This is a genomic window from Streptomyces sp. NPDC057617, from assembly GCF_042800555.1.
Lineage (GTDB): Bacteria > Actinomycetota > Actinomycetes > Streptomycetales > Streptomycetaceae > Streptomyces.
Window position 1 is genome coordinate 64,023 of record NZ_JBHVGV010000006.1, and the last position, 26,232, is coordinate 90,254.

Consider the following 26,232-nt stretch of genomic DNA (forward strand, 5'->3'; position numbering starts at 1 on the left):
CTGCCCGTAGGGGACACCCCTGATGCCTCACGCCAGCAAGATCGGTGCCTCACGCCGGAACGATGTTCACCAGCTTCGGCGCCCGTACGATCACCTTGCGGATGCCCGCGCCGCCCAGCGCCGCGACCACCGCCTCGTCACCCAGCGCCAGCGCCTCCAGCTCCTCGTCCGAGATCGACGGGGAGACCTCCAGCCGCGCCTTGACCTTGCCCTTGATCTGCACCACGCAGGTCACGGCCTCGTCCACCACATACGCCGGGTCCGCGACCGGGAAGTCCTGGTACACGACCGAGTCGGAGTGGCCCAGCCGGTGCCACAGTTCCTCGGCGACATGCGGGGCCAGCGGCGCCACCAGCAGCACCAGCCGCTCGGCGACCGAGCGTGGCACCGGACCGCCCGCCTTGGTGAGCTGGTTGTTCAGCTCGGTGATCTTGGCGATGGCGGTGTTGAACCGCAGCCCGGTCATGTCCTGGGTGACACCGTCGATCGCCTTGTGCAGCGCGCGCAGCGTCTCCTCGTCGGGCTCGGTGTCCACGACGGTGACCTCGCCGGTCGTCTCGTCGACCACATTGCGCCACAGCCGCTGGAGCAGCCGGTACTGCCCGACCACCGCGCGCGTGTCCCAGGGCCGCGAGACATCCAGCGGCCCCATGGCCATCTCGTACAGCCGCAGAGTGTCCGCTCCGAACTCGGCGAAGATCTCGTCCGGAGTGACCGCGTTCTTCAGGGACTTGCCCATCTTGCCCAGGACCCGGCTGACCTTCTCGCCCTGGTACCAGTACCCGCCGTCCCGCTCCTCGACCTCGGCCGCGGGCACCGCGATACCGCGGCTGTCCCGGTACACGAAGGCCTGGATCATGCCCTGGTTGTACAGCTTGTGGAACGGCTCGACCGAGGAGATGTGCCCCAGGTCGTACAGCACCTTGGACCAGAAGCGCGCGTACAGCAGGTGCAGTACGGCGTGTTCGGCGCCGCCCACATACAGGTCGACGCCGCCGTGCGGCTGCCCCTCGCGGGGACCCATCCAGTACCGCTCGATGTCCGGGTCGACCAGCTTCTCGCTGTTGTGCGGGTCCAGATAGCGCAGCTCGTACCAGCACGAACCGGCCCAGTTCGGCATGGTGTTGGTCTCGCGGCGGTAGTGCCTGACGCCCTCGCCTCGGCCCAGGTCCAGTTCGACATTCACCCACTCCGCGTTCCGTGACAGCGGTGTCTCGGGCTGGGTGTCCGCGTCGTCCGGGTCGAACGTACGTGGCGAGTAGTCGTCGACCTCGGGCAGTTCCAGCGGCAGCATCGACTCGGGCAGCGCGTGCGCGGTGCCGTCCTCGTCGTACACGATCGGGAAGGGCTCGCCCCAGTAGCGCTGGCGGCTGAACAGCCAGTCGCGCAGCCGGAAGTTGACCGTGCCCTCGCCGATACCGCGCTCGGCCAGCCACTCGGTGATCTTCGCCTTGGCCTCGGTCACGCTCAGGCCGTCCAGCGAGATGTCCGTACCCGCCGAGTTGACGATGTGCGCGTCGTACGAGGCGAACGCGTCGTCCCACTCCGCCGGGTCGGTGGAGCGCCCGTCGGACGGCTCCACCACACAGCGCATCGGGAGCTCGAAGGCGCGCGCGAACGCGAAGTCCCGGCTGTCGTGCGCCGGTACGGCCATGATCGCGCCCGTTCCGTACCCCATCAGCACATAGTCGGCGATGAACACGGGTACGGGCTCGCCGCTGACCGGGTTGGTGGCGTACGCGCCGGTGAACACACCGGTCTTGTCCTTGGCCTCGGCCTGCCGCTCGACGTCGGACTTGGACGCGGCCTGCTTGCGGTACGCGCCGACGGCGTCGGCGGGGGTCGCGTGACCGCCCGTCCACACCTCGTGCGTGCCCTCGGGCCAGACGGCCGGGACGATCTTCTCGACCAGGTCGTGCTCGGGCGCCAGCACCATGTAGGTGGCGCCGAACAGGGTGTCCTGACGGGTCGTGAAAACGGTGATCGCGCCGGCGTCGCCGACGGGGAAGTCGACGCGCGCGCCCTCGCTCCTGCCGATCCAGTTGCGCTGCTGGAGCTTGATGGCCTCGGGCCAGTCCAGGGCGTCCAGATCGTCCAGCAGCCGGTCGGCGTACGCGGTGATGCGCATGTTCCACTGGCGCAGCTTCGCCTTGAAGACCGGGAAGTTCCCGCGCTCGGAGCGGCCGTCCGCGGTGACTTCCTCGTTGGCCAGGACGGTGCCCAGTCCAGGACACCAGTTGACGGGCGCGTCGGAGGCGTACGCCAGCCGGTACTCGCCCAGGACGTCGGCGCGTTCGGGGGCGCTCAGCGCGCCCCAGGGGCGCCCGTCAGGAGTGGCGCGCTCCCCGCTCTCGAACTGCGCGACCAGGGTGTCGATGGGACGGGCCCGGCCGGCGTCCTTGTCGTACCAGGAGTTGAAGATCTGTACGAAGATCCACTGGGTCCACTTGTAGTAGTCCGGGTCGATCGTGGCCACGGACCGGCGCTTGTCGTGCCCCAGGCCCAGCCGGCGGAGCTGGGACTTCATATTGTCCATGGCGGCCTCGGTGGAGACCCGGGGGTGCGTGCCGGTGGCGACCGCGTGCTGCTCGGCGGGCAGGCCGAACGCGTCGAATCCCAGTGTGTGCAGGACGTTGTGGCCGGTCATGCGCTGGTGACGGGCGAACACATCGGTGGCGATATAGCCCAGCGGATGCCCGACGTGCAGACCGGTGCCGGACGGGTAGGGGAACATGTCCATGATGAACTTCTTGGGCCTGGCGACCAGCTCCGGGTCACCGGCCAGCTCGCCCGAGGGGTTCGGTGCCTCGTACGTCCCCTCGGCGTCCCAGAAGTCCTGCCAGCGCGCCTCGATGCCGGCGGCCATCGCGGCCGTGTAGCGGTGCGGCGCTGCCGGCTCGGCGGCAGCGGGATTCGTCTCGCTCATGTCCTCTGAAGCTCCATCGATCGTCTCTGCCGGCGGTTCGGCTCTGCTCCGGCACCCGGCGAACGCCGTGCCGGTCCGTGAACGAAAAAACCCCTCGCACAGGAGGGGACGCCGCGCCGATTCCGACCGGATTTCTCATCCGTCGGGACTGATCAGCGCGGCCCGCTAAGCAGAAGGCGCACGGCTCGCATGGCGTCAGGGTACCGCAGGGCCCTGACAGCCCGCACGGACCTTACAGGGGGCGGACACGGACCCAGAAGACGGGCACAGAACAAACGCGCCAGGGACACAGAAAAAGCACACCGAAAGCGCACGAAAGATGCGCCTGGGACACGGGAGAAGCACGGGACGGACGCGGCAGGAGTACGGGAGGGCCACAGGAGGGACGCGAGACGGTCGCGGAATGGTTGCGTCCGGAATCCGTTACCCCGCGTATCACCCGGTTCCGGGGCAACTCTCCGGCCTTCCGGAGTCGGGTAACTCACCTTCCCCTGGTTAAACCTGCAAACCGGGTACTGCCTGGTATGGCTCCACTTAGCATGCGGCAACGGGACCGCTTTCCCGAGCCATTCGGAGTTGCCCCCTCATGAACCGTCAACGCAAGTTCAGCTCGTCGCCCGCCCTCGATCCGGGCATGAGCCGTCAGGTACAGGGCGGACTCACGGTCGCCGCGCTGGTACTGGTACCCCTGCTCGCCGTCGCGGGAGGCGACGCCTTCCGTGCCGCACTCGATTTCACCACCGGCGTGCTGTCGCTGCTGTCCCTGACCGCGGCCGTCGCCTGGGGCCTGATGGCCACCGACCGGCTGCTGCTCTCGCCGCGCCACCGGCTGCTGGCCCAGGGCGTCCACCGGGCGACAGCGGTCGCCTCGCTGGGCTTTCTGCTGCTGCACATCACCGTCAAGGTCGCCCTCGGACATGTGGCGCTGCTCGGCGCGCTGGTGCCGTTCGGCCTCGGTTTCAGCGGTACGAACGGGCTCATCGGCTTCGGTTCGCTGGCCGGGCTGCTGATGGTCGTGGCCGCCACGACCGGCGCGATGCGCAGCGCGTTCGCCGTGCCCGGCAGGTTCGCGGGCCGCTGGCGCGCGATGCACATGGTGGCCTATCCGGCCTGGTGCTTCGCCCTGGTGCACGGCCTGTACACCGGCCGTCCCGCCGCGACCTGGGTCGTCACGATGTACTGCCTGGCCCTCCTCGCGGTCGCCGGCGCCGTGTCGCTGCGGCTGCTGCCCCAGCCGGTCAAGCGCCGTATCGCCGACCGGATCCTGGTACTGACCGGGGGTGTCCGCGAGGCGCCGGAGCCCGAGCAGACCCGCCGCGATCTCGCGTCGGACCCGCTCCCCGGCGCAGCCGGCATCCCGCAGCAGCGCGACTACCGGCAGCGGGACGCCCGCGAGTCCGCCCTCCCGTCGCAGCCACTGGGCCCGGCGCTGGGCCGGCCCCGTACGCCACCGCGGCTCGCGGCCCCGGCCCCGCCGCTGTACGAGGCGACGCGGTCCATGGCCGAGCCGTTCGCGCCCCCGGCGCCCTCACCCTCCCCGGACCCGTTCGCGGCCACGTCCCCGGATCCCTTCGCGGCCGGCGGCCCGTCGGCGGATTCCGGTACCGGTACGGGTATCTCGGCCGGCTATCGCGCGGTCTCCCTGGGCGGTGAGGCCACGGCCCGCATACCCACCGGCGAGATACCCCTCGCCGAGCGCATTCCCATGACCGAGGAACTGCCCATCGTCGAAGACCCCCAGAGCAGGCCCGGATCCTGGCCCGCGCCCTCCCCGCCGCCGCCCGCGCAGGCCTTCGCGCCGCCCGCGTCCACCCCGTACGACACGGGCGAGGTCCCCTCGTACGGCCCGGGCGGGGCCTCTCCGTACGACACCGGCGCGAACCCCTCGTACCCCCCGGGCACGCCCTCTTACGACACGGGCGCCACCCCGGGCGCCACCCCCGTCTACGGACCTGACGCCCCGTCCCCGTACGACACCGGTGCGCTCCCCACGTACGACACGGGCTCCATCCCGGCGTACGGCGCGGGCCCGCTCCCGCCGTACGACACCGGTTCCGTCCCCGCGTACGGCACCCCCGCCCCCGATGGCACGGTCTCCCCGCCGCCGCCCTCGTCCGACTCCGCGGCCTCCACCGGTCCGCTCTATCCGCCCCCGGCCGGGGAACCCTGGCACGCACCCGCAGGAGACCGACCGTGAACACCCCTCTCCCCGATGTCCCCGAGGTCCGCGTCGTCGGCCTCCCCCAGCTCACCCAGGGCTTCGACCTGGTCGAGCGGCTCGACCTCCCCATGCATCTCAAGGTGCACGGCCCGCTGGAACCGGTGACCGGGGAGCGGCTGGCCCAGCTCGCCGAGAACATGTCACTGACCGGCCGCGGCGGCGCCGGATTCCCCTTCGCCAAGAAGCTGCGCGCGGTGGCGACGGCCGCGATCCGCCGGGGCGTACGGCCCGTCGTCGTGATCAACGGCAGTGAGGGCGAGCCCGCCTGCCGCAAGGACACGGTGCTGATCAACCGCGCCCCGCACCTGATACTCGACGGCGCGCTGCTGGCAGCCGAGGCGCTGGGCGCCCGCACGCTGATCGTCGCGGTCACCCGCAACTCCACCGAGGTCTCGATCCGCGCGGCGCTCGCCGAACGCGGCCTTTCGGACCGGCGCGGCCAGCAGTTGCGCGCGCGGGTGGTGCGTACGCCGGAGCGCATGGTCTCGGGCGAGGCGTCGGCCGTGATCCGCGCCATCGGCGGCGGTCCCGCGCTGCCGCCGGGCCGCCGCGAGCGCGCCGCCGAGTCGGGTGTCGCCGGTCTGCCGACGCTGCTGTCCAATGCGGAGACCTTCGCCCAGCTCGCCATCGGCGCCCGGATCGGCGCCCGCCGTTACGGCCACACCGGGCTGGACACCGAGCCGGGCACGGTCATGCTCACGATCTCCGGGGCGGTCGCGCGCCCGATGGTCGTCGAGGTGCCGACGGGGGTGCCGCTGCGGTACGTCCTCCAGATGGCCGGCGCCCCGCCGCTGCCTCAGGGCGTGCTGACCGGTGGCTACCACGGCAACTGGATCGACTCGGTGGCCGCGCATGAGGCCGTCGTCTCCAAGGAGTCCCTCGCGTCCTTCGGCGGCGCGCTGGGCGCGGGAGCGATCCTGCCGATCGGCCCCGAGACCTGTCCGCTGGGCGAGGCGCTCCGGGTCGCCAACTGGCTCGCGGCCGAGACGGCGGGCCAGTGCGGCCCCTGCAAGCTCGGGCTGCCCGCCGCCGCGGGCGGCCTCTCCGACGTCATCAACGGCGGCGGTCCCGCCGCGCTGGAAGCGCTGCGCGCGGTGACCCAGGCGGTCAAGGGCCGGGGCGCCTGCAAGCACCCCGACGGCTCCGCGCGCTTCTTCGCCTCGACCCTGTCGGCGTTCACCGACGACCTCGCCGCGCATGTGCTGGACGGCGGCTGCGGACGCGAGACGACGGGTGTGCTGCCGCTGCCCGGGCCCGGCTACCAGGACGCGGAGGAGTCGATCCCGAGCGGTGAGAAGCTCGCTGTGGACTGGACGCTCTGCCAGGGCCACGGGCTCTGCGCGGACATCGTCCCGGAGCTGATCAGGCTCGGCCCCGACGGTTATCCGGCGCTCGCGGACGCGTCGGTCCCGATGCATCTGCGGGGGCGGGCCCAGCGCGCCGTGCGCCGCTGCCCCGAACTGGCGCTCCGTATCGAACAGCCGGCGCCCGAGCGGCCCCGGCCCGCACGCGCGGCGCTGCCGCCCGGCGGGGGCCGCAAGGCCCTGGGCCCCGGCCGGAGTTGAGCACGAGGACGGGCGGGACCTTCTCGGGGTCCTGCCCGTCCCGCCCCGGTCCTGCTCACGCCATATTCGTACGTCCCGCCACATTCGTACACACAGAAGTGGGCCGCCCGGATCGGACGGCCCGCTTCTGTGCTGCTTTCTGTGGAGCTAAGGAGAATTGAACTCCTGACCTCCTGCATGCCATGCAGGCGCTCTACCAACTGAGCTATAGCCCCTGGTGAACACCGCTTTCCGGGTCTCCGGTCGGCGGCATCGCCAACATTACACGGTCCTTCCCGCCCACCACCAAATCGTTTCCGTTCTGTCCGGTTGGGGAAGATCGGGCCGGTACTGTCGCCCTTCGTGACCGTTCCCGTACTCGTGCGGTTCGTCAGGAACAGCGGCCGGAGCGCGGCCCCGCACCGCTCCCTGCTGATCGCCGGCGCCGTCTGCCTGGCATCCTTCGCGGCGTTCTGGATCGCGCAGCGGGCCGCGGCGGTCTCGATGATCGATCTGCTGGTCTACCGGGCCGAGGGCCGTACGGTGCTGGAGGGCCGGGATCTGTACGCGATGCGCGCCACCGCGGCCCGGCTCCCCACGACCTACCCGCCGTTCGCCGCGCTGCTGTTCACCCCGCTCACCCTGCCGTCCGTACCGGTGCTGCGGACGCTCGCGACCGCCGGGAATCTGCTGCTCCTCGTCGTCTTCGTACGGCTGTCCCTGCGGCTCGTTCTCCAGGGAAAAACGCCGCCTCCTAAAGAAGGGACCCAAAAAGAAGCAGGGACCCAAAAAGCGGCCGTGCCGTGGGCGGCGACGCTCTGGGTGGCCGCGTTCGCGGTCTGGTGCGAGCCGGTGTGGACGACCCTGCGCTACGGGCAGATCAATCTCCTGCTGGCGGTGGCGGTGCTGTGGGACCTCTGTCCGAGGGCCCCGAGGGACCTGCGGGACCTGCGGGACCCGAGAGGCAAGGGAGCCACGGGAGACCAGGCAGCGCCGGGAGCCCCGGGACAGGGACACCGCTGGGCCGGTGCGGGCATCGGTTTCGCCGCCGCCGTCAAGCTCACCCCCGCGCTCTTCGCCGTCCTGCTGCTGCTCACCGGGCTGGTACGGGCCCGCAGGGCGGGCTGGAACCCCTGGCTCCGCCAGGCCGCGACGGCGGGCGCGGTCTTCGCCGGAACGACCCTTCTGGCCGCCGCCCTGCTCCCCGGGGACTCGCGCCGCTACTGGACCGGAATCCTCTTCGAGGCGGCCCGCGCGGGCCGGGCGGAGGACACCGCCAACCAGTCGCTGCGCGGGGTCCTGGCCCGGCTCCTGCACACCTCCGATCCGGGGCTCTGGTGGCCGCTGGTGGCCGTCCTGGTCACCGGGGCGGGGCTCACGGCGGCGGTCGCGGCGGCGCTGCGCGGGGAGCGCGCCGGGGCGGTGGCCGCCTGTGCGGCGACGGCGCTGCTGATCAGCCCGGTCTCCTGGTCGCACCACTGGGTGTGGTGCGTACCGGTGGTGCTGTTCCTCGCGGCGCGCGGGGCGACTGGGCGCGGGGCGACTGGGCGCGGGGCGACTGGGCGCGGGGCGACGGCGCGTGGGGCAACAGGCCGGGCGACAGCGGTCTGGCTGGTGTTCTGTTCGTACGCCCTGTGGTGGGTGCCCCATGGCTCCGGTGCCCCCGAACTGGCCCAGGGCGCCACCGAGATGGCGCTGTCCGCGCTCTACCCGCTGACAGCCCTGGCCCTGATCGGATGGCTGCTCGGGGAGACGGTCAGGGCGCGTGGGTACGGTCAGGCCGTGGCGAACGAGTAGAACCGCTTGAGCGTGCAGTGCTCGTCCAGGAGGCGGCCGTAGATCGGCTCCCCCTCCAGCTCCCGGTAGGTCTCGATGGGGTCGCCTTTTATGATCAGCGCCCGCGCGCACTCCTCGCACCAGTACTGGTACTCCGGATTGAGCGGATCCATGTCCCGGACGATCGGCGTGCCACTGCCGCACCAGTCGCATTTACGCCTGTGGGCACCCATCAGTCAGCTCCAGATGTGGCCGCAGGCCGTACACACGTAGGAAACCCCGCCATTGTCGCCGAGCACTTGAGCCACATGGGACGAACCGCACGAGGGGCAGAGAAGGCCGACGGGCACCTCCGCCGCGGGAAGCAGGTCATCGGGCTCCTCGATGCTGCTGGCGGACAATACGGCTCTCCCCTCCGGCCCAGTCCCCTCGGTCGTCCGATTCTGCCACGATCGGGCCAGGTGGTCAGCCGGAAAAAGCCGCCCGGTAAGGGCTTATACCGGACGGCGCCGGGTAACGGGTTGGCTCACCTTCTTTAAGAGGTCCATTTGAGGGGCCTTCAGGAGGCCTTCTTGACCAACCCGGCGAGTGCGCCAAGGACCGCCGCTCCCGCCAGCGCGAGCGCGCACACCCAGAGCGCGTCGGCCGGAGCGGCGGGGCCCGCCTCCAGCCGGTTCAGGAAGAGCGTCCCGAAGGTCGCCACTCCTATGAGCTGGCCGAGCTGGGTGACCGTCGCGAGGAGCCCGCTCGCGTCAGCCGCGTCCTCGGGGCGTACGGTCGCCAGCGCGCCGGTCAGGGTGGGGCTGAAGCCGAGCGCCAGACCCGCGCCGACCCCCACATAGGCGGCGTACATCGCGGGTCCCCCGTCGCCGATGTCGCGCATCACCCAGCCGACGGCGACGGCCGAGAGGGCGGTCAGCGCGAACCCGCCGGGGACGAGCGCGCGCCGCAGACCCGGGTGCCAGTTGCGCCAGGTCAGCCCGACAAGACCGAAGACCACGGCCATGGGTACGAAGGTGAGTCCCGCGCGCAGGGCGCTGTAGCCGAGCCCGCCCTGCACATAGAGGGTGAGGGTGAAAAGGAAACCCGCGTTGACGGCCATCACCAGCAGGATCCGTACGGCCGCGAGTCCCATCCCGGGGATTCGGAGGACCCTGGGCGCGACCAGCGGAGCGCCCCCGCGCCGGGCGAGCCGGGACTCGAAGGCCAGGAAGCAGCCGAAGAGGACCACGGCGGCGGCCATGGAGGCCCAGGACCAGACCGGCCAGTCCTCCTCCTGGCCGAGGACCAGTGGAACGGTGAGGAGCGAGACGGCCGCGGCCAGCAGCACCAGACCGGGCAGATCGAGACCGCGGGTGCGCTCCGGCTCGTCGCGGCGGTCCTGGGGCAGCACCCGGGCGCCGAGCGCCAGCAGCGCCAGTCCGATCGGTACGTTCACGAGGAAGACCGGCCGCCAGCTCGCGCCGAACAGGTCGGCGCTGACCAGGACACCGCCGACGACCTGCCCCGCCGCCGCGCCGGTGGCGAGGACGGCCGAGTAGGCGCCGAGCGCCCGTACCCGCCGCTCACCGGTGAAGTTGCGCTGGATCAGGCTGAGCACCTGCGGGATCATCAGCGCCGCGCCCGCGCCCTGGACCAGCCGGAAGGCGATCAACTGGCCGGTGCCCGCGGCCAGTCCGCAGGCGAGCGAGGCGGCGGTGAACACCGCGAGCCCGCCCAGATACATCCGGCGGTGGCCCAGCAGATCGCCGAGCCGGGCACCGGTGATCAGCAGGACGGCGTAGGCGATGGTGTAGCCGGCGATGACGAGCTGGAGCGCGGCGCCGGACGCGTCGAGTTCGGTGCGGATCGTCGGGGCCGCCACATTGACGATGAACACGTCGAGCAGCGCCATGAACTGGGCCGCGAGCACCACGGCGAGCAGCCCGGGCCGTCTTCCCGCACCGGCCGCCGGACCGCCGCCCGCGCTCGCGCCGGGGGCGTTGTCAGTGCCGTGGTCTTTACTGGATCCGTGGGTGTGCCGAGAGTTCTCGGGTGAGGTCGTCGTCATGGGACCGAGCCTGGGCGCGGTCGGGTACGGGTAACGAGAGCCCGCCGATGCTGGTACCGGCAGCACCTGGCAGAGGTGGGTTCACGGATCGACGATGGGGGCGTGACGACGATGGCAGTACGGCATGCGGCAGACACCGCGCCCGCGACGGGCGGGGCGGACACAGCGGGGGCACGGGGTGTCCGGGCCGCGGCGGGCAGGCGCCGCAGAGCGGAGCTGGCGGCGTTTCTGCGCGGGCGCCGGGCCAGGGTGACCCCTGCCGATGTCGGGATGCCACCGGGGCTCCGCCGCCGTACACCCGGGCTGCGCCGGGAGGAGGTCGCCCAGCTCTCCGGGGTCGGGGTGACCTGGTACACGTGGCTGGAGCAGGGGCGCCCGATCAACGCCTCGGCACAGGTGCTGGACGCGGTGGCCCGTACGCTCCGGCTCGACCGGACCGAGCGCGAGCACCTCTACCACCTCGCGGAAGTGCCGCACGAACCGGATCCGCAGGCCGACGCGGAGGGGGTCGGACCGGAGATAGAGGGCATCCTCGACGCGCTCGATCCCCGCCCGGCAGTGGCGTACAACGCGCGGTACGACATCCTGGCCAGCAACGCCGCCTACCGCGGCCTCTTCGACTTCGCACCGTTTCCGGAGACGGAGTACGGACTGCCGAACGCGCTGTGGACCCTGTTCACCGTCGCCGAGCACCGCTGTCCGCTGGTCTATCCGGAGGCGGAGCTGCCGGTGATGGTGGCGACGCTGCGCGGTGCGTACGGCCGGCATGTGGGCGAGCCCGGCTGGGAGTCGTTCGTACGGCGGCTCTCGGCGGCCAGTGCGCGCTTCGCCGAACTGTGGGAGAGCGGGGATGTGACCCCGCCGGGGCCCCGGGTGAAGACCTTCCGGCACGAGGAGACCGGGGAGATACGGATGACCACGGTGTCGCTGTCGGTCAACGGAATGCCGGAATGCCGGATCGTCGTCTACACACCGGTGGACGAGGAGAGCGGTCGCCGGATAGCCGCACTGCGGGCCAGGGAACCCGGTGCGGACGCTTAGACGCTCAGGGCCAAGGGCGAGGGGAGACACAAGGGCCAGGAGACAAGGGCCGGGAGTACGAGTGGCGAGGCTCGGCGAAGCCCCTCGCGGGAACGACGAAGGGCGGAGAGGCTCGCGCTTTCCGCGAGCACACTCCGCCCTCGATCCTGTGGAGCTAAGGAGAATTGAACTCCTGACCTCCTGCATGCCATGCAGGCGCTCTACCAACTGAGCTATAGCCCCGTGCGTTCTTCGCGCTCCGCGCCGTGAACAAGAAGAACCTTAGCCTGCGACCTGCCGGAAAGTGAAATCCGGCGGACCGCCGGCAGTAGCTGCCCGGCCGTCGTCTCAGTCGTCGTCGCCGAGCACCGGTTCGGGGAGGGTTCCCGCGTTGTGCTCCAGCAGCCGCCAACCGCGCGCGCCCTCGCCGAGGACCGACCAGCAGCAGTTGGAGAGCCCGCCGAGCCCTTCCCAATGGTGCGCCTCCAGACCCAGCAGCCGGCCGATCGTGGTGCGGATGGTGCCGCCGTGGCTGACCACGACGAGCGTGCCGTCGTCGGGCAGCTTCTCGGCGTGGTGGAGCACCACGGGCGCGGCCCGGTCGGCGACCTCGGTCTCCAGTTCACCGCCGCCGCGCCGTACCGGCTCGCCGCGCTTCCAGGCCGCGTACTGCTCGCCGAACCGCTCGACGATCTCCTCATGGGTCAGCCCCTGCCAGGCGCCCGCGTAGGTCTCGCGCAGGGCCGAGTCGTACGAGACGTCCAGCCGGGTGAGCACGGCCAGCTCGGCGGCGGTGGCGGTGGCCCGTCTGAGGTCGGACGCGATGATCGCGTCGGGCTTCAGCGAGGCCAGCAGCCGGGCCGCCCGGCGGGCCTGGGCACTGCCCGTGGGGCTCAGTTCGATATCGGTCGAGCCCTGGAAGCGGCGCTCCAGATTCCAGGACGTCTGGCCGTGCCGCCACAGGATGACGCGGCGGCCACGGCCGCTCCTGCCGCCGTTCAGCGCAGCTCACCGTCCGTCGTGCCACCGGACCCGGCGGCTCCGGCCGCGCCCGCGACTCCGGCGTGCTCGGCGGCCTTGCCCCGGGTCTTGACGGCGTCCTCGGGCAGGTCCAGCTCGGGGCAGTCCTTCCACAGCCGCTCCAGGGCGTAGAAGACACGCTCCTCGCTGTGCTGCACATGCACGACGATGTCGACATAGTCGAGAAGGATCCAGCGGGCGTCGCGGTCTCCCTCGCGGCGCACCGGCTTGGCGCCCAGCTCCTTCTGGAGCCGCTCCTCGATCTCGTCGACGATCGACTTGACCTGGCGGTCGTTGGGCGCGGAGGCGAGGACAAAGGCATCGGTGATCGACAGCACATCGCTGACGTCGTACGCGATGATGTCGTGCGCGAGCCGGTCGGCGGCCGCCTGTGCGGCGGCGTTCACAAGCTGGATGGAACGATCAGTAGCGGTCACAAGCAGGCTTTCGTCGACGGTTGGGGCGACATCCAGGATCTCACGCCCCACCGCTCCCCGGCACAGCCATAAACGGCGCCCGCACCGAGGCCCCTCTCCAAGGCCCCGGAGGGCCCGCGCCGAGACCCCGGCCGGGACCCGCGACGGAACCGCTGTGGACCGGGACCCGCCGCGGGCGTCAGGGGTCCCGGTCACGGCACTCGGCCGCTACTCGATGCTCACCTTGTAGTCCTCGCCCAGCACCACCGAGACATCGGCGTTCGGGGCGGGGGTGCCCTTCTTCACCGCGCTCGTCGGGAGGCCCAGCGTCTTGGCGACCTCCACCGCCTGCGGCTTGTTCGCCTCGTCGCCATAGCTGACCTGCGAGGACGTCAGCGCGGAACCGTTCCCGGCGTCCACGAAGCCATAGCCGCCATTGACCAGGGCGATCCGGGCGGACTCCGCCGCGTCCTCGTTCCCGCTCGCGTTCTTCACCCCGACCCGTACCGCGGTGCCCTTCTCCGGCGCGCTGACCGAGCCGCCCAGGATGTCCTTGACCACACCGTTCGCGGCTTCGTCGCTGAGCGTGCCGTCCGTCTCCACGGGCAGGACCGTCGTCGTGTAGTCGCCCACCTTGGCGTGCTCGGCGAGCTTGGCGAGCGAGGCGCCGAGGTCCTTCTCGGGCAGCGAGGGGTCGAGGATCTGCGCCAGCGTCTCGACGGTGATCGTCGCGGCCTGCGGATCGTCCGACAGCTTCCGCAGCACGCCCTGGAGCACCTGCCCAAACCGCTGGAGCTGCTTCGTCTCCGGCTCGCCAGGCCCGCGGTAGGTGGCGTACGCGACGGCCATCCGCCCGTTGAGCGTCTGGTCCGCGCCCTTCTTCACCACCGGCGGGTCGGTCTTCTTCGCGCCGGGCACCTCGGTGTCGGTGGTCAGATCGATCGTGCCGACCAGCTCGACGAGATTGTCCAGATACGGGGTGTCCAGCCGCCACGTACCGGTGATCTTGGTGCCGAGCAGGGTCCCGATGGCCTCGCGGGTGCCGTCCGAGCCGTCCTCGTCCACGGACTTGCCGAGCGTGGTGGAGGTGCCGTCGTCATTGGCGACCGCGAGGGAGTTGGGCAGCAGTACGGTCGTACCCCGGCCGGTCGTGGAGTTGTTGACCAGCAGGGCCGTGGAGGTGCCCTTCTGCTTGGTGTTGTGCAGATGCACCACGATCACATCGCGCTTCTGCGGTCCGGTGGCGGTGGCCTTCTTCTCCTCCGCCGCGGACAGCCCGGGCAGCTTGCCCGCGTACCAGAGGTAGCCGACGCCCCCGACGAGCGCCAGCGCGAGGACGACGATCAGCGCCACCACCCGGTTACGGCCGCGGCGCCGGGCCTCCTCGCGCCGCTCGGAGCGGCTCTCGGTGAACTTGAGCCAGTCGATGACGTCTTGGGAGTCCTCGTCCGGCTCCTCGATGAAGGAGAACTGCTCGGTCCGGTAGTCGCGGTCCTGCCCGCCCTCGCCGTCCTGGGACCCGTCGTGCTCCCGCGCGCCGGAGCGCCGCTGCCCGGGTACGGACGGCTGCCCGGCGGCCGGCCCGGCGGCGCCCGGCTCCTCCACCGTCCCGCCCGCGGAAGGCTGTTGGTGCGTGACATCCCCGGCCTGCCCGGCCTGCTGATGCCCGGCCTGCGGGGCCTGCTGCTGGTGCGGGATGCTCCACTGCTGCGTGGTGTCGACCGCCACGGGGGGCTGCCGGCCCGTCTCGTACGCCTGCTGCTGCCCGGTGTCGTAGCCGTACCCGTACCCGTCGTACCCCTGTTGCTGCTGGGGCTGCTGATGCTGCTGGGCGTACGGGTCGTACTGCCCCTGGGACGGCGGCTGTTGGGGGTGCTGGGACTGCTGCGGCTGCTGCTGGGCGTACGGGTCGTACCCGTACCCCTGCTGCTGTTGAGGCTGCTGCTGTTGGGGCTGCTGCGGCTGCTGGTACACCGGCTGCCCGTACTCGTCGTACCCGACGAGCTGGGGCTGCGTGTAATACGGGTCGTACGGATCGTACGGCTGCTGCTGGTCGTTCACCGGTGCCCCTCTCCGTGGCTCAGTCGCTCAAGCGCCGCGGTACAACTGCCGTTTGTCGATGTAGCGCACCACACCGTCGGGCACCAGGTACCAGACAGGATCGCCCTTCGCGACTCTCTCCCGGCAGTCGGTCGACGAGATCGCCAGCGCCGGGATCTCCACCAGGGACACCCCGCCCTTCGGCAGCCCGTCGGCCGACAGATCGTGCCCCGGCCGCGTGACACCGATGAAGTGGGCGAGCGAGAACAGCTCTTCGTGATTCCGCCAGCTCAGGATCTGGGAGAGCGCGTCGGCCCCGGTGATGAAGAAGAGATCCGCGTCACCGTGAAGGGACCGCAGGTCCCGCAGCGTGTCGATCGTATAGGTCGGGCCGCCGCGGTCGATGTCGCTGCGGCTGACCGAGAACTGCGGGTTGGACGCCGTGGCGATGACCGTCATCAGATAGCGGTCCTCGGCCGGGGACACCGCGCGCTGGGTCTTCTGCCACGGCTGCCCGGTCGGCACGAACACCACCTCGTCGAGATGGAACAGCGCCGCCACCTCACTGGCCGCCACCAGGTGTCCATGGTGGATCGGGTCGAAGGTCCCGCCCATCACACCCAGCCGGCGCCTGGCCCGGCCCACGCCGGAGCCGGCTCCGGGTCCGGTCACGTGGCCGGTTCCGGTGCCGGCGGACGCTTGCTGCTCTCCCATGCGTGCAGAGCCTACTTGCACCGGGTTACGGGCCGGGGTCAGCGGTCGCGGTTGAACCGGGTGGTGATCCACAGCAGCAGAAGCAGCCCGAACAGCGCCCCGCCGCCGATGAGGTACGGGCTGAGGCTTTCGTGGTTACCGCCCTCGGCGCCCTCGGCGAGCATGACCAGGTTGGCGGCGGTGCCGTTGAGGCTCATCTTCAGCAGGCCCTATCCATCGTGTCGGACATCGTGTCGTAGCGGAGACTTCGCGCACATCGTATGCGGGGCCCGCGGGCACGCTCACGCCGACTCAGTCGTTGCGGTTCCGCCGACTCAGTCGGTCTGGTTCTCAGGGCCCTTTCCGGGCTCCTCAGGACCGTTCCCGGACCCGTCGTCGCGGTATCCGCGCAGCAGGAACCACGCGAAGAAGACGGCTCCCACCATCGAGACGGCGAGCACGATCCGCAGGGTGTCGCCGGGTCCCTGCCCGTCGGTGGCCGCGGCGAGACGGGTGGCGGCGAGCAGTGTGGCGGTGTCCGGCATGGCGGTTGCGCTCCTCGGTGGTCGGTGGCACGCCCCGGTCGTTCCGGCCGGCGCCCGCGGGCGCTCCCCGGGAATCGCGGCCGCGGCCCCCCTCCACACGGTAGACCCACCCCATAGGCTGGATCGGGTCAGGGGGACGAGCCTTGGACTCGTAGGAAGCAGGAAGCGGGGACATCCATGACCGAAGCCGAAGACAACCGCGAGCAAGAAGCCGGGCACGAAGCACTCCACAAGAATGTGCCGAGCAGGCAGCGCAAGCGCTTCCCCGGTATCTCCTCGCGGGCGTACGAACACCCCGCGGACCGTTCGGCGCTGGTGGCGCTGCGCAAGCTCAGCGGGTTCGACACCGTGTTCAAGGCACTGAGCGCGCTGCTGCCGGAGCGGAGCCTGCGGCTCCTCTTCCTCTCCGACTCGGTGCGGGTGAGCGACGCGCAGTTCGCGCATCTGCACGCCATGCTGCGGGACGCCTGTTACATCCTGGACCTGGAGAAGGTCCCGGTCATGTATGTGGCGCAGGACCCCAAGCCCAACGCGATGTGCATCGGTCTGGACGAGCCGATCATCGTGGTCACCACCGGGCTGGTGGAGCTGCTCGACGAGGAGGAGATGCGGGCGGTCGTCGGCCACGAGGTGGGCCATGCCCTCTCCGGTCACTCCGTCTACCGCACGATCCTGCTGTTCCTGACCAATCTGGCCCTCAAGGTCGCCTGGATCCCGCTGGGCAATGTCGCGATCATGGCGATCGTCACGGCGCTGCGCGAGTGGTTCCGCAAGTCGGAGCTGTCGGCGGACCGGGCCGGGCTGCTGGTCGGGCAGGATGTACGGGCCTCGATGCGCGGCCTGATGAAGATCGCCGGGGGCAACCATCTGCACGAGATGAATGTGGACGCGTTCCTGGCGCAGGCCGAGGAGTACGAGGCGGGCGGCGATCTGCGCGACTCGGTGCTGAAGATCCTGAACGTACTGCCGCGTACGCACCCCTTCACCACCGTGCGGGCCGCCGAGCTGAAGAAGTGGGCGGAGAGCCGCGACTACCAGCGGATCATGGACGGTCACTATCCGCGCCGCGACGAGGACAAGGACACCTCGGTCACGGACTCCTTCCGCGACTCGGCCGCGCATTACGCGGACACGGTGCGGGGGAGCAAGGACCCGCTGATGAAGCTGGTGGGCGATATCGCGGGCGGCGCGGGGGATCTGGGCGGGAAGCTGCGGGACGTCTTCACGGGCGGCGGTACGGGTAGCGGTGGCGGTACGGAGTCCGGCGGCGAGAAGAAGTAGCGCCGGGCCCGGCCGGCCAGCCGGTTTGTGCTCAATCGCCGGACGGGCTGGAATTCAGCCCGTCCGGCTGGGCCGTGCGGGCCAGGGTGCCGCACAGTGCCGTATCGGCCGGGCCCGTGGCGTACGGGTCCGTGCCCGCCGGATCGTCCGGCTTGGCCCGCTCCCCCGCCAGCAGCGGCCGCAGCGTCGCCGGTGCCTCCGCCGAGCAGGCCTGCGGGCCCGCCAGCACATCGCTGCTCAGCACCTCCGTACGGTGCTTCAGCAGGTCCTCCACATCGAACCGGAACCGCATCTCGCGCCGTACGGTGAACAGCGAGGCGTCCCGCACCGGCCGCGCCGCGGAAGCCGCCGGTCTCAGCGCGTACACGAAGACATGCTCCGAGACCACCTCCAGCGTCCCGGCCGAGGTCTGCTCGTACCGCAGAGTCCCGTGCGCGCGCACCCCGCTGCCGGCCGGTACGGCCTTCGCCGGGTCGAACCGTACGAGCCAGCCGGCCGGGGAGTGCCTGCCGTCATTGGCGGGGGCGGAGATGCTGCGGTCGAACTGGGGAAGCTGGTCGGGGTCGAGCAGCACCCGCACCGGCCGTACCGTATGGCCCGCGAGGACGTCCGGGTCCATCGAGGACGCCACGAGATAGTCCTTGACGGTGGTCAGCGCGGCCATCACCTGGCCCTCGGAGAAGTCCCCGGTGTCCCGGGCCGCGGGCAGCGCGACCCCGGCCGCCCCCTCCCGGAACTGCGCCGCCGGGCTGTGCGCGAAGAGATCGTCGGGTGCCCCGCCCGGTACGCGGTCGCTCGGGGCCAGCGGGACCACCGCCATCCGCGCCTGCGGCACGGTGCCCGCCGTGATGGGCCGGTACGGATTGCGCAGACCGAGATAGATCGCGGAGCCGAAGGCCAGGACGATCACCAGCAGGAGGAGCAGCAGCCGCTTGGGGCCGTTCCGGAATCCGGAACGTCTGAACCGCCTTCTCGGCGGGGGCGGCGGGACCCTCCGTACCGCATGGCTGTGGTCCCTCATCCGCTCCTTGGCTGAGGCCTCACGGAGCCGGGCAGCTCGGATGAACGACTCGTCGAAGTCGACGGACCCGTACTCGTCGTCACCTCCGCCGGGGAGCCCCTCAGGTTCCCCTTCGGGTGGGTCTCCACGCCCTGCCATACCTTCAGGGTAGGTCGGCGGGGGCGATCGTAAACGCTCGGCCGCGAGTCAAGTGCCGGTACGGCCGCGTTCCGCCGTCCGGGTGAAAACCCGGAAATCCAAAGCAATTTCAGCCGGGTTTCCGGCCGGATTCGAACGGTGTTTCCGGAGGGCGTACGGGCGGTCCCGCAGGCGCGCGGAACGTGTACCGCGGACGTTCAGGCCGTATGCGGAGCCGGGCGCTCAGGGCGTATGCGGAACCGCGGAGAGCAGCGGCGCCGTGGGGACCGCGGAGACCGACACCGAGACGCTGGGCCCGACCGGACCCGGCTTGTCGATCCCGGAAGTGGCGGGCTGCGGCACCTGGTCGTCGCGGCTGCTGGAGGCGCCGCGGTAGACGGCGGTGAAGGCGAGCGCGACCATCCCGATGCCCATCAGCAGCGCCAGCAGCCAGGCGACCGGCCGGTGCCAGCGGGCGCTGCCGCGGTACGGGCGCAGAGCGCCGCCATGGCGTCCGTACGGGCCCGAGAGCCCGTCAGGGTCATCCGGGTCGTACTCGCCGTCGTACGGGTACTCGCCGCCGTACACGCCGTCCCGGCCGTACAGCTCCTCGTACAGCTCGTCCTCGGGCGGTCCTCCGCCGGCCCTCGCGCGGGCCGCCTCGGCCTCCGCGCGCGCCTGGGCGGCGGCGAGCAGCCGCTCGACGGCGGAGGGTTCATGGACGGGTGCCGACCGGACGAAGTCCTCGTCGAACACCACGGAGGCGAACTCCTCGTCCGCGCCTCCGCGGTCGTCGTCGGGCTCCCGGCCGTCCGGGAACGGCCTGCCCCCCACGTCGTCCGGCACCTCTTCAGAGTAGACCTGGGCCGCCGTTTTGGGCAGGCGGAGTCCGAACTCTCCCGGACTCTCCCGGCTTCGTTCACCGCACCCGCCCCACCCGGTCACCCCTGCCCCACCGGCACCGGCCGACGGGCGGGCGGGCGGGCGCCTACCGGATGTGGCCGTCGCCGGTGACGATGTACTTGGTCGAGGTCAGCTCCGGCAGCCCCATCGGGCCCCTCGCGTGCAGCTTCTGCGTGGAGATCCCGATCTCGGCGCCAAAGCCGAACTGTCCGCCGTCCGTGAACCGCGTGGACGCGTTCACAGCGACCGTCGTGGAATCGACCAGCCGGGTGAATCGCCGGGCTGCGGCCTGCGAGGTGGTGACGATCGCCTCCGTATGGCCGGACGACCAGAGCCGGATATGGGCGACGGCCGCGTCCAGCGAGTCCACCACCGCGGCTGCGATGTCGTACGAGAGGTACTCGGTCTCCCAGTCCTCCGCGGTGGCCGCCACAACCCGCGCCTTGGACCCCTCCGCGTACGCCAGCACCCGCTCGTCGGCGTGCACGGTCACCCCGGCGTCGGCGAGCGCGTCCAGGGCGCGCGGCAGGAACGCCGCCGCGATGTCCTGGTGGACGAGAAGCGTCTCGGCGGCGTTGCACACGCTGGGCCGCTGCGCCTTGGAGTTGATCAGGATCTCGACGGCCATGTCCAGATCGGTCTCGGCGTCGACGTACACATGGCAGTTGCCGGTGCCGGTCTCGATGACGGGGACGCTGGAGCCCTCGACGACCGTACGGATCAGGGAGGCGCCGCCGCGCGGGATCAGTACGTCGACGAGCCCGCGCGCCCGCATCAGCTCCTGCACGGACTCCCGGCCCTCGCCCGGTACGAGCTGGACGGCGTCCGCGGGCAGTCCGGCGCCGCCGACGGCGTCGCGCAGCACCCGGACGAGCGCGGTGTTCGAGGAGCGCGCGGAGGACGAGCCGCGCAGCAGGACGGCGTTGCCCGACTTCAGGCAGAGCGCGGCGGCGTCGACGGTGACATTGGGCCGCGCCTCGTAGATGATCCCGACGACCCCGAGCGGCACCCGGACCTGGCGCAGATCGATCCCGTTCGGCAGCGTCGAGCCGCGGACGACCTCGCCGACCGGGTCGGGCAGCGCCGCCACGTCCCGTACATCCGCGGCGATGGCCCGTACCCGTTCGGGGGTCAGGGTCAGCCGGTCGATGACCGCCTCGCTGGTCCCGGCCTCCCGGGCGCGGGTGACGTCCTCGGCGTTGGCCGTGACGATCTCGTGCGTACGGACCTCCAGCGCGTCCGCGATCGCCAGCAGTGCGTCGTCCTTGGCCGCGCGCGGCAGTGGCGCGAGGTCTGCGGCCGCCGCGCGGGACCGGTAGGCGGCCCTGGTGACCGGGGAGAGGTTGTCGTACGGCGAAAGCGAGGTCATGCCCGCAGGGTAGTGCGCCTCCTGCGGGCATTCCGCTCGTATTCCGTACTCCGAGACACTTCCGAAAGCGCTTCCGGCCCGCGCGGGAGGTCAGCGGGGTCAGAACGGATGGACGCCCACCGGAGCCGCCGGGGGCGGGCCGTATCCCTCCGCGATCCGCAGGTGGTACGTCTCGCGGTCGATGACCTCAAGGCCGACGATCTCCCACGGCGGCAACTTCGCGCTCGACCGGTGCTCGCCCCAGAGCCGCAGCGCCACCGCGGCGGCGTCGTGCAGATCCCGGGCCTCCTCCCAGTAGCGGATTTCCGCGTGGTCGTTGGCGTACCGGCTCGTGAGCAGAAACGGATGGTCGTGGGCCAACTGTTCCAAGCCACGCCGGACCTCCGTCAGCGGGGCCTCGGCACCCGAGACGCTGAGCGTGATGTGCCACAGTTTCGACACCGCCCGGCCCTCCCCGCGGGCGTCCCTTCTCGATACGGCCTCCCGCTGTCGTTCTTCGTCGAAGTCTTCCCCCGCTTCGACGCTGGTCAGGGCCCTTTCCTGCGCCATGGCCCGGCGGGCATGGGCACTGCCCCCGGTCCCTCGGGGCGCCGCCCCCGGGCGCGCTCGTCTCACCAGCGGCCTCCTGTTGCTGCGTCGTCGTGCTGTTCCCCGCCTGTACCCCTGAGACAAAGTTGACCAGTCCCGGGCGCGGCATGGGGTGCTTTTGGTAAAGGTCCCTGTTCAAAGGCAGCAGTTTCAGCCGTTTCAGGGGCCGGTCACAAGTGCAGGATGACCAGATCGTCCCTGTGTACGACTTCCCGCTCATATGCGGGGCCCAGTTCGCGGGCCAGATCCCGGGTGGAGCGGCCGAGGAGCTGGGGGATCTCCTTGGCGTCGAAGTTGACGAGTCCGCGGGCGATGGCACGGCCCTGGCCGTCCCGCAGCTCGACCGGGTCCCCGGCGCTGAACTCGCCTTCCACGGAGGCGATCCCGGCCGGCAGCAGTGAGGTGCGCCGCTGGACGACCGCCCGTACGGCGCCGTCGTCCAGGGTGAGCGCGCCCTGCGGGGCCGAGGCGTGTGCGAGCCAGAGCAGCCGGCCCGTGGAGCGGCGGCCGGTGCGGTGGAAGTACGTGCCGGTGTCGCGGCCCGCGAGGCCGTCGGCGACCCGGCCTGCCGAGGTCAGGACGACCGGGACCCCGGCCGCGGTGGCGATGGCCGCGGCCTCGACCTTGGTGACCATGCCGCCGGTGCCGAGGCCCGCCTTGCCCGCGCTGCCGAGGGAGACCCCGGCCAGATCGGCGGGGCCGCGCACCTCGTCGATCCGGGAGGTGCCGGGCCTGCTGGGGTCGCCGTCGTACAGCCCGTCGACATCCGACAGGAGGACGAGCAGATCGGCCCGTACGAGATGGGCGACGAGGGCGGCCAGCCGGTCGTTGTCGCCGAACCGGATCTCGTCCGTGGCAACGGTGTCGTTCTCGTTGACGACGGGCACGGCCCCCATGCCGAGGAGCTGGTCCAGGGTGCGGTAGGCGTTGCGGTAGTGGGCCCGGCGGCTGGTGTCGTCCGTGGTGAGGAGCACCTGCCCGACCCGTACGCCGTACCGCGCGAAGGAGGCGGTGTAGCGGGCCACCAGCAGCCCCTGGCCGACGCTGGCCGCGGCCTGCTGGCGGGCCAGGTCCCGGGGGCGGCGTACGAGACCGAGCGGCGCGAGCCCGGCGGCGATGGCGCCGCTGGACACCAGGACGATCTCCTTCTCGCCGCCCTTTCTGACCTGGGCGAGGACATCGACGAGGGCGTCGACGCGGTCGGCGTCGAGGCCCCCGGCGGCGGTGGTGAGCGAGGAGGAGCCGACCTTGACGACGATGCGCCGGGCCCGCGTCACCACGTCGGCGCGCGTCACCACGTCGGCCCGCGCGGCCACCTCGGCCTGCGCCACCGCCTCGGCCCGCCCGGCCGACTCCGGCTGCTCCGGCGCCGCTGCCTCCGGCTGTCCCGTCGGCTCCGGCCGGTCCCCGGGTCCCGGCCGCCCCGTCAGCTCCGCCCCCGCCGCGTCCTGCCGTGCCGCTGCCACGTGCTCTGCCTCTGTTCTCACACCGCGTGTGCTCTCACACCGCGTGCTCTCGCGCCGGGCTCACCGCGCGCGCTGCCGCGGAGGCCCGCGCCCGGCAGGCCTCCCGTCCGGTCAGCGTACGCGCGCGGCGCCCCCGGACGGCGGGCCTTTTCAGTGGGTGGGACGGCCCCCGCGGACCCGCTTCGATCAATCAATCCGCGCCACCGCACAACCGGATGCGGGTGACAACTGTCTTTCAGGTGTAACAACGGGAGGGAAACATCGTCCTCCGGGCGGGGATAGGCTGACCGTCGGCAGCGCCCCTCGCTCCGCCGACGGCGGCGCCCCCTTCCCCCCGTGTAGCACGCCGGGCAATCACACACGAGATGGGCCACCAGTAAATGCCAGTTAAAGTGAGCGTCGTCATTCCGGTATACAACCCGGGTAAGTACATCGACCCCTGTGTCGATTCACTGCTGGCCCAGACGCTGCCGGCCGCCGACTTCGAGGTCCTCTTCGTCGACGACGGTTCCACCGACGACTCCCCCGCCCGGCTCGACAAACTGGCGGACGAACACCCTCACTTCCGGGTGATCCACATCCCCAATTCCGGCTGGCCGGGAAAGCCCAGAAACATCGGCGTCTCCGAAGCGCGCGGCGAGTACGTCCAGTTCGTCGACCAGGACGACCATCTGGCCTCCGACGCCCTGCGACGCCTGTACGAGATGGGCCACCGCAACAGCTCCGACATCGTGATCGGCAAGGTCGCGTCCAATTTCCGCGGCGTCCCGCACGGGGTGTTCAGGACGAACCGCGAGAAGTGCGATCTGAGCAGTGCCCCGCTGTACGACAGCCTCACCCCGCACAAGATGTTCCGTACGGAGTTCCTCCGCGAGAACGGCATCGCGTACCCCGAGGGCAAGCGCCGGCTGGAAGACCAGCTTTATATGATGCAGTCGTACTTCCCGGCGAAAGTGGTGTCGATCCTCGGGAATTACACCTGCTACTACTACTCGAAGCGGGACGACGGCCAGAACGCCGGATCGGCCAAGCTCGTACCGTCCGGGTACTACGGCAACCTCCGCGAGGTCCTCCAGGTCGTCGTCGACAACACCGAACCGGGTGAATTCCGGGACCGGCTGCTGCGCCGCTTCTACCGGGTGGAGATGCTCGGACGGCTGAGCGAGCCGGGTGTGCTGAAGTTCACCCCCGAGTACCTCGACGAGATGGTCGAGGCCATCCGCCCGCTCGTCCGGGACTTCATCACGGACGGCGTGCACGAGGGACTCGGCTCGCTGACCCGGCTGCGCTCCACTCTGCTGCGCGCCGACGACCGCGAAGGGCTGATGCGGATCGCCCGCTTCGCCTCCTCGGTCAAGGGCGCGGCCCGTCTTGAGGACTTCGCCTGGGAGTCCGACGGCAGGATCGCGCTCTCGCTGACCGGCCGGCTGGTCCACGGCGAGGACCGTGAGCCGCTGCGCCTGATCCGCCGTGACGGCCAGTACTTCCTGCACCCGGACATCACCGAGGGTCTGCTGCCGGCCGGTGAACTCCTCGATGTCACCGACGACATGGACGGATTCAAGGGCGAACTGTCCCTGCGCAACCGCGAGACGGCCGTCGAGTGGCCGTGCCCCGTCGACTTCAGCGCCGAGATCGAGAAGCTGCCCGGCAACGGCACGGGCAACGGCGGCGGCACCGAGGGCGAGAGCTACGAGGTCGTGCTGCGCGGCCGCGGCCATGTCACCAGCGAGGCGGTCAAGGGCCGGGGCAGGGTCTCCCGTGGCTTCTGGGACGTCTGGGTGCCGCTGCGCGGCCTCGGTCTCGTACGGAAGGCCCGGCTCGGCGCCGACCGCGCGCCGGAGGTGGACGCCAAGTGCCTGCCCGCGGTGCTCGGTTCACCCGCCCGTCCGGTCATCCCGTACTTCACGGACCCGCACGGAAATCTGACCCTCGATGTCGCGGGCCGCGCCAAGAAGATGGCCACCTATCTCGCGGACCGCCCGGTCCTGCGGATGCCCGGCGGCAGTCCGGAGCTGCGCCTCGATGTGTTCACCGGCAGCAAGTCCGGTCCCCGGGCCGTCGAGCTGGTGCTGACCGGCCAGGACGGCTCCACCAGGACCCTGGGGGCCACGCTCCGCCCCGACCACGGCCGGGCGCATCTCGGCATCCCCGCACGGGTGGCGGACCTGCCGGCCGGGACGGTACGGCTGTCCGTGCGGCTGGACGGTCCGAAGGGGCCCGAACTGCCGCTCTGCGAGGCCCCCGTGGGCCCCGGCGGCCGGATCCGGCTGGACCACGCCGGTCTGCCGGCCGCCGACCCCGCACTCGTACGGGTGGTCGCGGTGCAGCGCCGCAGGGCAACCCTGCGCCGGGTGCTCCGCTCGGCGGGCGGCCCGATCGTACGGCGGCTGCCCGCCTCGGCGCGGAAGAAGGTACGGCGCCTCGCGGCCCGCTTCTGACCCATACCCCGCCCCGCGCCCCGCGCACCGAGCGGGCCATGAGAACGAACACCCTGTACCAAGAACAACAAGGACGTGATCACATGCGGCAGCTTTCGGTCGAAGGCGCCTGGGTCCAGGAACCGAAGCTCTTCCCGGACAGCCGTGGCAGCTTCCACGAGTGGTTCAAGGCCGCCGACTTCACCGGCGCGGCCGGCCACTCCCTCCAGCTCGCCCAGGCCAACTGCTCGGTGTCCAGCCTCGGCACCCTGCGCGGTATCCACTTCGCCGATGTGCCGCCCGGCCAGGCCAAGTATGTGAAGTGTGTGCGGGGCGCGGTGCTGGACGTCGTCGTGGACATCCGCGTCGGCTCCCCGACGTACCGGCAGTGGGAGGCCGTACGGCTGGACGATGTGGACCACCGCGCCGTCTATCTCGCCGAGGGGCTCGGCCATGCCTTCATGGCCCTGACCGATGACGCGACCGTCGTCTATCTCTGCTCCGAGGGGTATGCCCCCGGGCGCGAGCACGGTGTCAACCCGCTGGACCCGGCGCTCGCGATCGAGTGGCCCGAGGGCATCACCCCGCTGCTCTCCGACAAGGACGCGGCGGCCCCGACGCTCGCCGAGGCCGAGGCCTCGGGCCTGCTGCCCCTGTACGCGGACTGCCGGGCGTACGCCGCCAAGCTGGCCGCCCGCGGCTGACGGCAAGCACGTACGCGGATACGGAAGGGGGCGGGCAAGGCACAAGAATTGCAGCCCCCCCCTCCCCCAGCCCTGACAGCGCCGCTCTTGCAAAGGTGAGCCCCCCCCTTAG

At 71.2% G+C, this 26,232-nt stretch carries 21 protein-coding genes and 2 tRNA genes; 7 read left to right on the top strand and 16 right to left on the bottom strand.

Translation table 11 applies throughout. From position 1 onward, the window contains the following. Positions 1-49: 49 nt before the first annotated feature. Entirely contained in the window at positions 50-2,926 is a 2,877-nt protein-coding gene (gene leuS / locus ACFU9P_RS16680; protein ID WP_384081152.1) for a leucine--tRNA ligase, read from the bottom strand. A 634-nt stretch (positions 2,927-3,560) separates the two neighbouring features. Here leuS and ACFU9P_RS16685 point away from each other — a divergent pair. Next, positions 3,561-5,123 carry a hypothetical protein gene (locus tag ACFU9P_RS16685; protein ID WP_384081834.1) on the top strand — a complete coding sequence of 521 codons (1,563 nt, stop codon included), beginning with the start codon at positions 3,561-3,563 and terminating at the stop codon, positions 5,121-5,123. Next, positions 5,120-6,712, top strand: a complete 1,593-nt coding sequence (locus ACFU9P_RS16690) for a ferredoxin (RefSeq protein ID WP_376386056.1) — start codon at positions 5,120-5,122, stop codon at positions 6,710-6,712. Before ACFU9P_RS16685 ends, ACFU9P_RS16690 begins: the two co-directional genes overlap by 4 nt. A gap of 142 nt (positions 6,713-6,854) precedes the next feature. On the opposite strand, the gene ACFU9P_RS16695 is transcribed toward ACFU9P_RS16690, so the two are convergent. Next, a tRNA-Ala gene (locus ACFU9P_RS16695) sits at positions 6,855-6,927 on the bottom strand. Between the two features lie 127 nt (positions 6,928-7,054). Between ACFU9P_RS16695 and ACFU9P_RS16700 the strand changes: the two genes are divergently transcribed. Then, complete coding sequence (locus ACFU9P_RS16700) at positions 7,055-8,488, top strand: glycosyltransferase 87 family protein (protein ID WP_384081155.1); 1,434 nt, start codon at positions 7,055-7,057, stop codon at positions 8,486-8,488. On the opposite strand, the gene ACFU9P_RS16705 is transcribed toward ACFU9P_RS16700, so the two are convergent. Beyond that, entirely contained in the window at positions 8,467-8,700 is a 234-nt protein-coding gene (locus tag ACFU9P_RS16705) for a hypothetical protein (protein ID WP_030352343.1), read from the bottom strand. The two genes, ACFU9P_RS16700 and ACFU9P_RS16705, sit on opposite strands and share 22 nt — an antisense overlap. A 326-nt stretch (positions 8,701-9,026) precedes the next feature. Beyond that, positions 9,027-10,517: an MFS transporter gene (locus ACFU9P_RS16710; RefSeq protein ID WP_384081158.1), complete on the bottom strand. Its 1,491-nt coding sequence runs from the start codon at positions 10,515-10,517 to the stop codon at positions 9,027-9,029. Positions 10,518-10,619: 102 nt separating this feature from the next. On the opposite strand from ACFU9P_RS16710, the gene ACFU9P_RS16715 reads away from it, so the two are divergent. After that, positions 10,620-11,558, top strand: coding sequence for a helix-turn-helix transcriptional regulator (locus ACFU9P_RS16715; protein ID WP_384081161.1), 939 nt, complete (start codon positions 10,620-10,622; stop codon positions 11,556-11,558). A 149-nt stretch (positions 11,559-11,707) separates the two neighbouring features. Here ACFU9P_RS16715 and ACFU9P_RS16720 read toward each other — a convergent pair. The 7 genes from ACFU9P_RS16720 to ACFU9P_RS16750 form a co-directional block, all read right to left on the bottom strand. Next, positions 11,708-11,780, bottom strand: a tRNA-Ala gene (locus tag ACFU9P_RS16720). A 105-nt stretch (positions 11,781-11,885) separates the two neighbouring features. After that, positions 11,886-12,539, bottom strand: a complete 654-nt coding sequence (locus ACFU9P_RS16725) for a histidine phosphatase family protein (RefSeq protein ID WP_376386082.1) — start codon at positions 12,537-12,539, stop codon at positions 11,886-11,888. Beyond that, the gene (gene rsfS / locus ACFU9P_RS16730) at positions 12,536-12,994 is read right to left on the bottom strand and encodes a ribosome silencing factor (RefSeq protein WP_046498626.1); all 459 of its coding nucleotides are present in this window, start codon (positions 12,992-12,994) and stop codon (positions 12,536-12,538) included. The genes ACFU9P_RS16725 and rsfS overlap by 4 nt, the downstream gene beginning before the upstream one ends. Positions 12,995-13,201: 207 nt before the next feature. Continuing rightward, positions 13,202-15,034: an LCP family protein gene (locus ACFU9P_RS16735; protein ID WP_384081164.1), complete on the bottom strand. Its 1,833-nt coding sequence runs from the start codon at positions 15,032-15,034 to the stop codon at positions 13,202-13,204. A 27-nt stretch (positions 15,035-15,061) separates the two neighbouring features. Further along, positions 15,062-15,727 (bottom strand): nicotinate-nucleotide adenylyltransferase, encoded by a 666-nt coding sequence (nadD, locus tag ACFU9P_RS16740; RefSeq protein ID WP_384081167.1) that lies wholly within the window; start codon positions 15,725-15,727, stop codon positions 15,062-15,064. 38 nt (positions 15,728-15,765) lie between these two features. Then, a complete protein-coding gene (locus tag ACFU9P_RS16745) occupies positions 15,766-15,924 on the bottom strand; it encodes a hypothetical protein (protein ID WP_376386047.1) in 159 nt (52 codons plus the stop codon). 117 nt (positions 15,925-16,041) lie between these two features. Beyond that, a complete protein-coding gene (locus ACFU9P_RS16750) occupies positions 16,042-16,251 on the bottom strand; it encodes a hypothetical protein (protein WP_384081907.1) in 210 nt (69 codons plus the stop codon). Between the two features lie 177 nt (positions 16,252-16,428). Between ACFU9P_RS16750 and ACFU9P_RS16755 the strand changes: the two genes are divergently transcribed. Further along, complete coding sequence (locus tag ACFU9P_RS16755; protein ID WP_376386046.1) at positions 16,429-17,532, top strand: M48 family metallopeptidase; 1,104 nt, start codon at positions 16,429-16,431, stop codon at positions 17,530-17,532. 31 nt (positions 17,533-17,563) lie between these two features. Here the strand turns inward: ACFU9P_RS16755 and ACFU9P_RS16760 are convergent, their stop codons facing one another. The 5 genes from ACFU9P_RS16760 to proB all read right to left on the bottom strand — a co-directional run bounded on the left by ACFU9P_RS16760 (position 17,564) and on the right by proB (position 22,807). Then, on the bottom strand, positions 17,564-18,691 hold the full coding sequence (locus ACFU9P_RS16760) for a hypothetical protein (RefSeq protein WP_384081171.1): 1,128 nt from the start codon (positions 18,689-18,691) through the stop codon (positions 17,564-17,566). 222 nt (positions 18,692-18,913) lie between these two features. Next, a complete protein-coding gene (locus ACFU9P_RS16765) occupies positions 18,914-19,516 on the bottom strand; it encodes a hypothetical protein (RefSeq protein WP_384081174.1) in 603 nt (200 codons plus the stop codon). Positions 19,517-19,658: 142 nt separating this feature from the next. Beyond that, a complete protein-coding gene (locus ACFU9P_RS16770) occupies positions 19,659-20,942 on the bottom strand; it encodes a glutamate-5-semialdehyde dehydrogenase (RefSeq protein ID WP_384081177.1) in 1,284 nt (427 codons plus the stop codon). 99 nt (positions 20,943-21,041) lie between these two features. After that, a complete protein-coding gene (locus tag ACFU9P_RS16775) occupies positions 21,042-21,557 on the bottom strand; it encodes a hypothetical protein (protein WP_384081180.1) in 516 nt (171 codons plus the stop codon). A 143-nt stretch (positions 21,558-21,700) separates the two neighbouring features. Further along, complete coding sequence (proB, locus tag ACFU9P_RS16780; RefSeq protein ID WP_384081837.1) at positions 21,701-22,807, bottom strand: glutamate 5-kinase; 1,107 nt, start codon at positions 22,805-22,807, stop codon at positions 21,701-21,703. Between the two features lie 581 nt (positions 22,808-23,388). Here proB and ACFU9P_RS16785 point away from each other — a divergent pair. Together ACFU9P_RS16785 and ACFU9P_RS16790 are read left to right on the top strand one after the other, a co-directional pair. Beyond that, positions 23,389-25,437: a glycosyltransferase family 2 protein gene (locus ACFU9P_RS16785; protein ID WP_384081183.1), complete on the top strand. Its 2,049-nt coding sequence runs from the start codon at positions 23,389-23,391 to the stop codon at positions 25,435-25,437. Between the two features lie 83 nt (positions 25,438-25,520). Then, positions 25,521-26,120, top strand: coding sequence for a dTDP-4-dehydrorhamnose 3,5-epimerase family protein (locus ACFU9P_RS16790; RefSeq protein WP_384081186.1), 600 nt, complete (start codon positions 25,521-25,523; stop codon positions 26,118-26,120). The last annotated feature ends 112 nt before the right edge of the window (positions 26,121-26,232 follow it).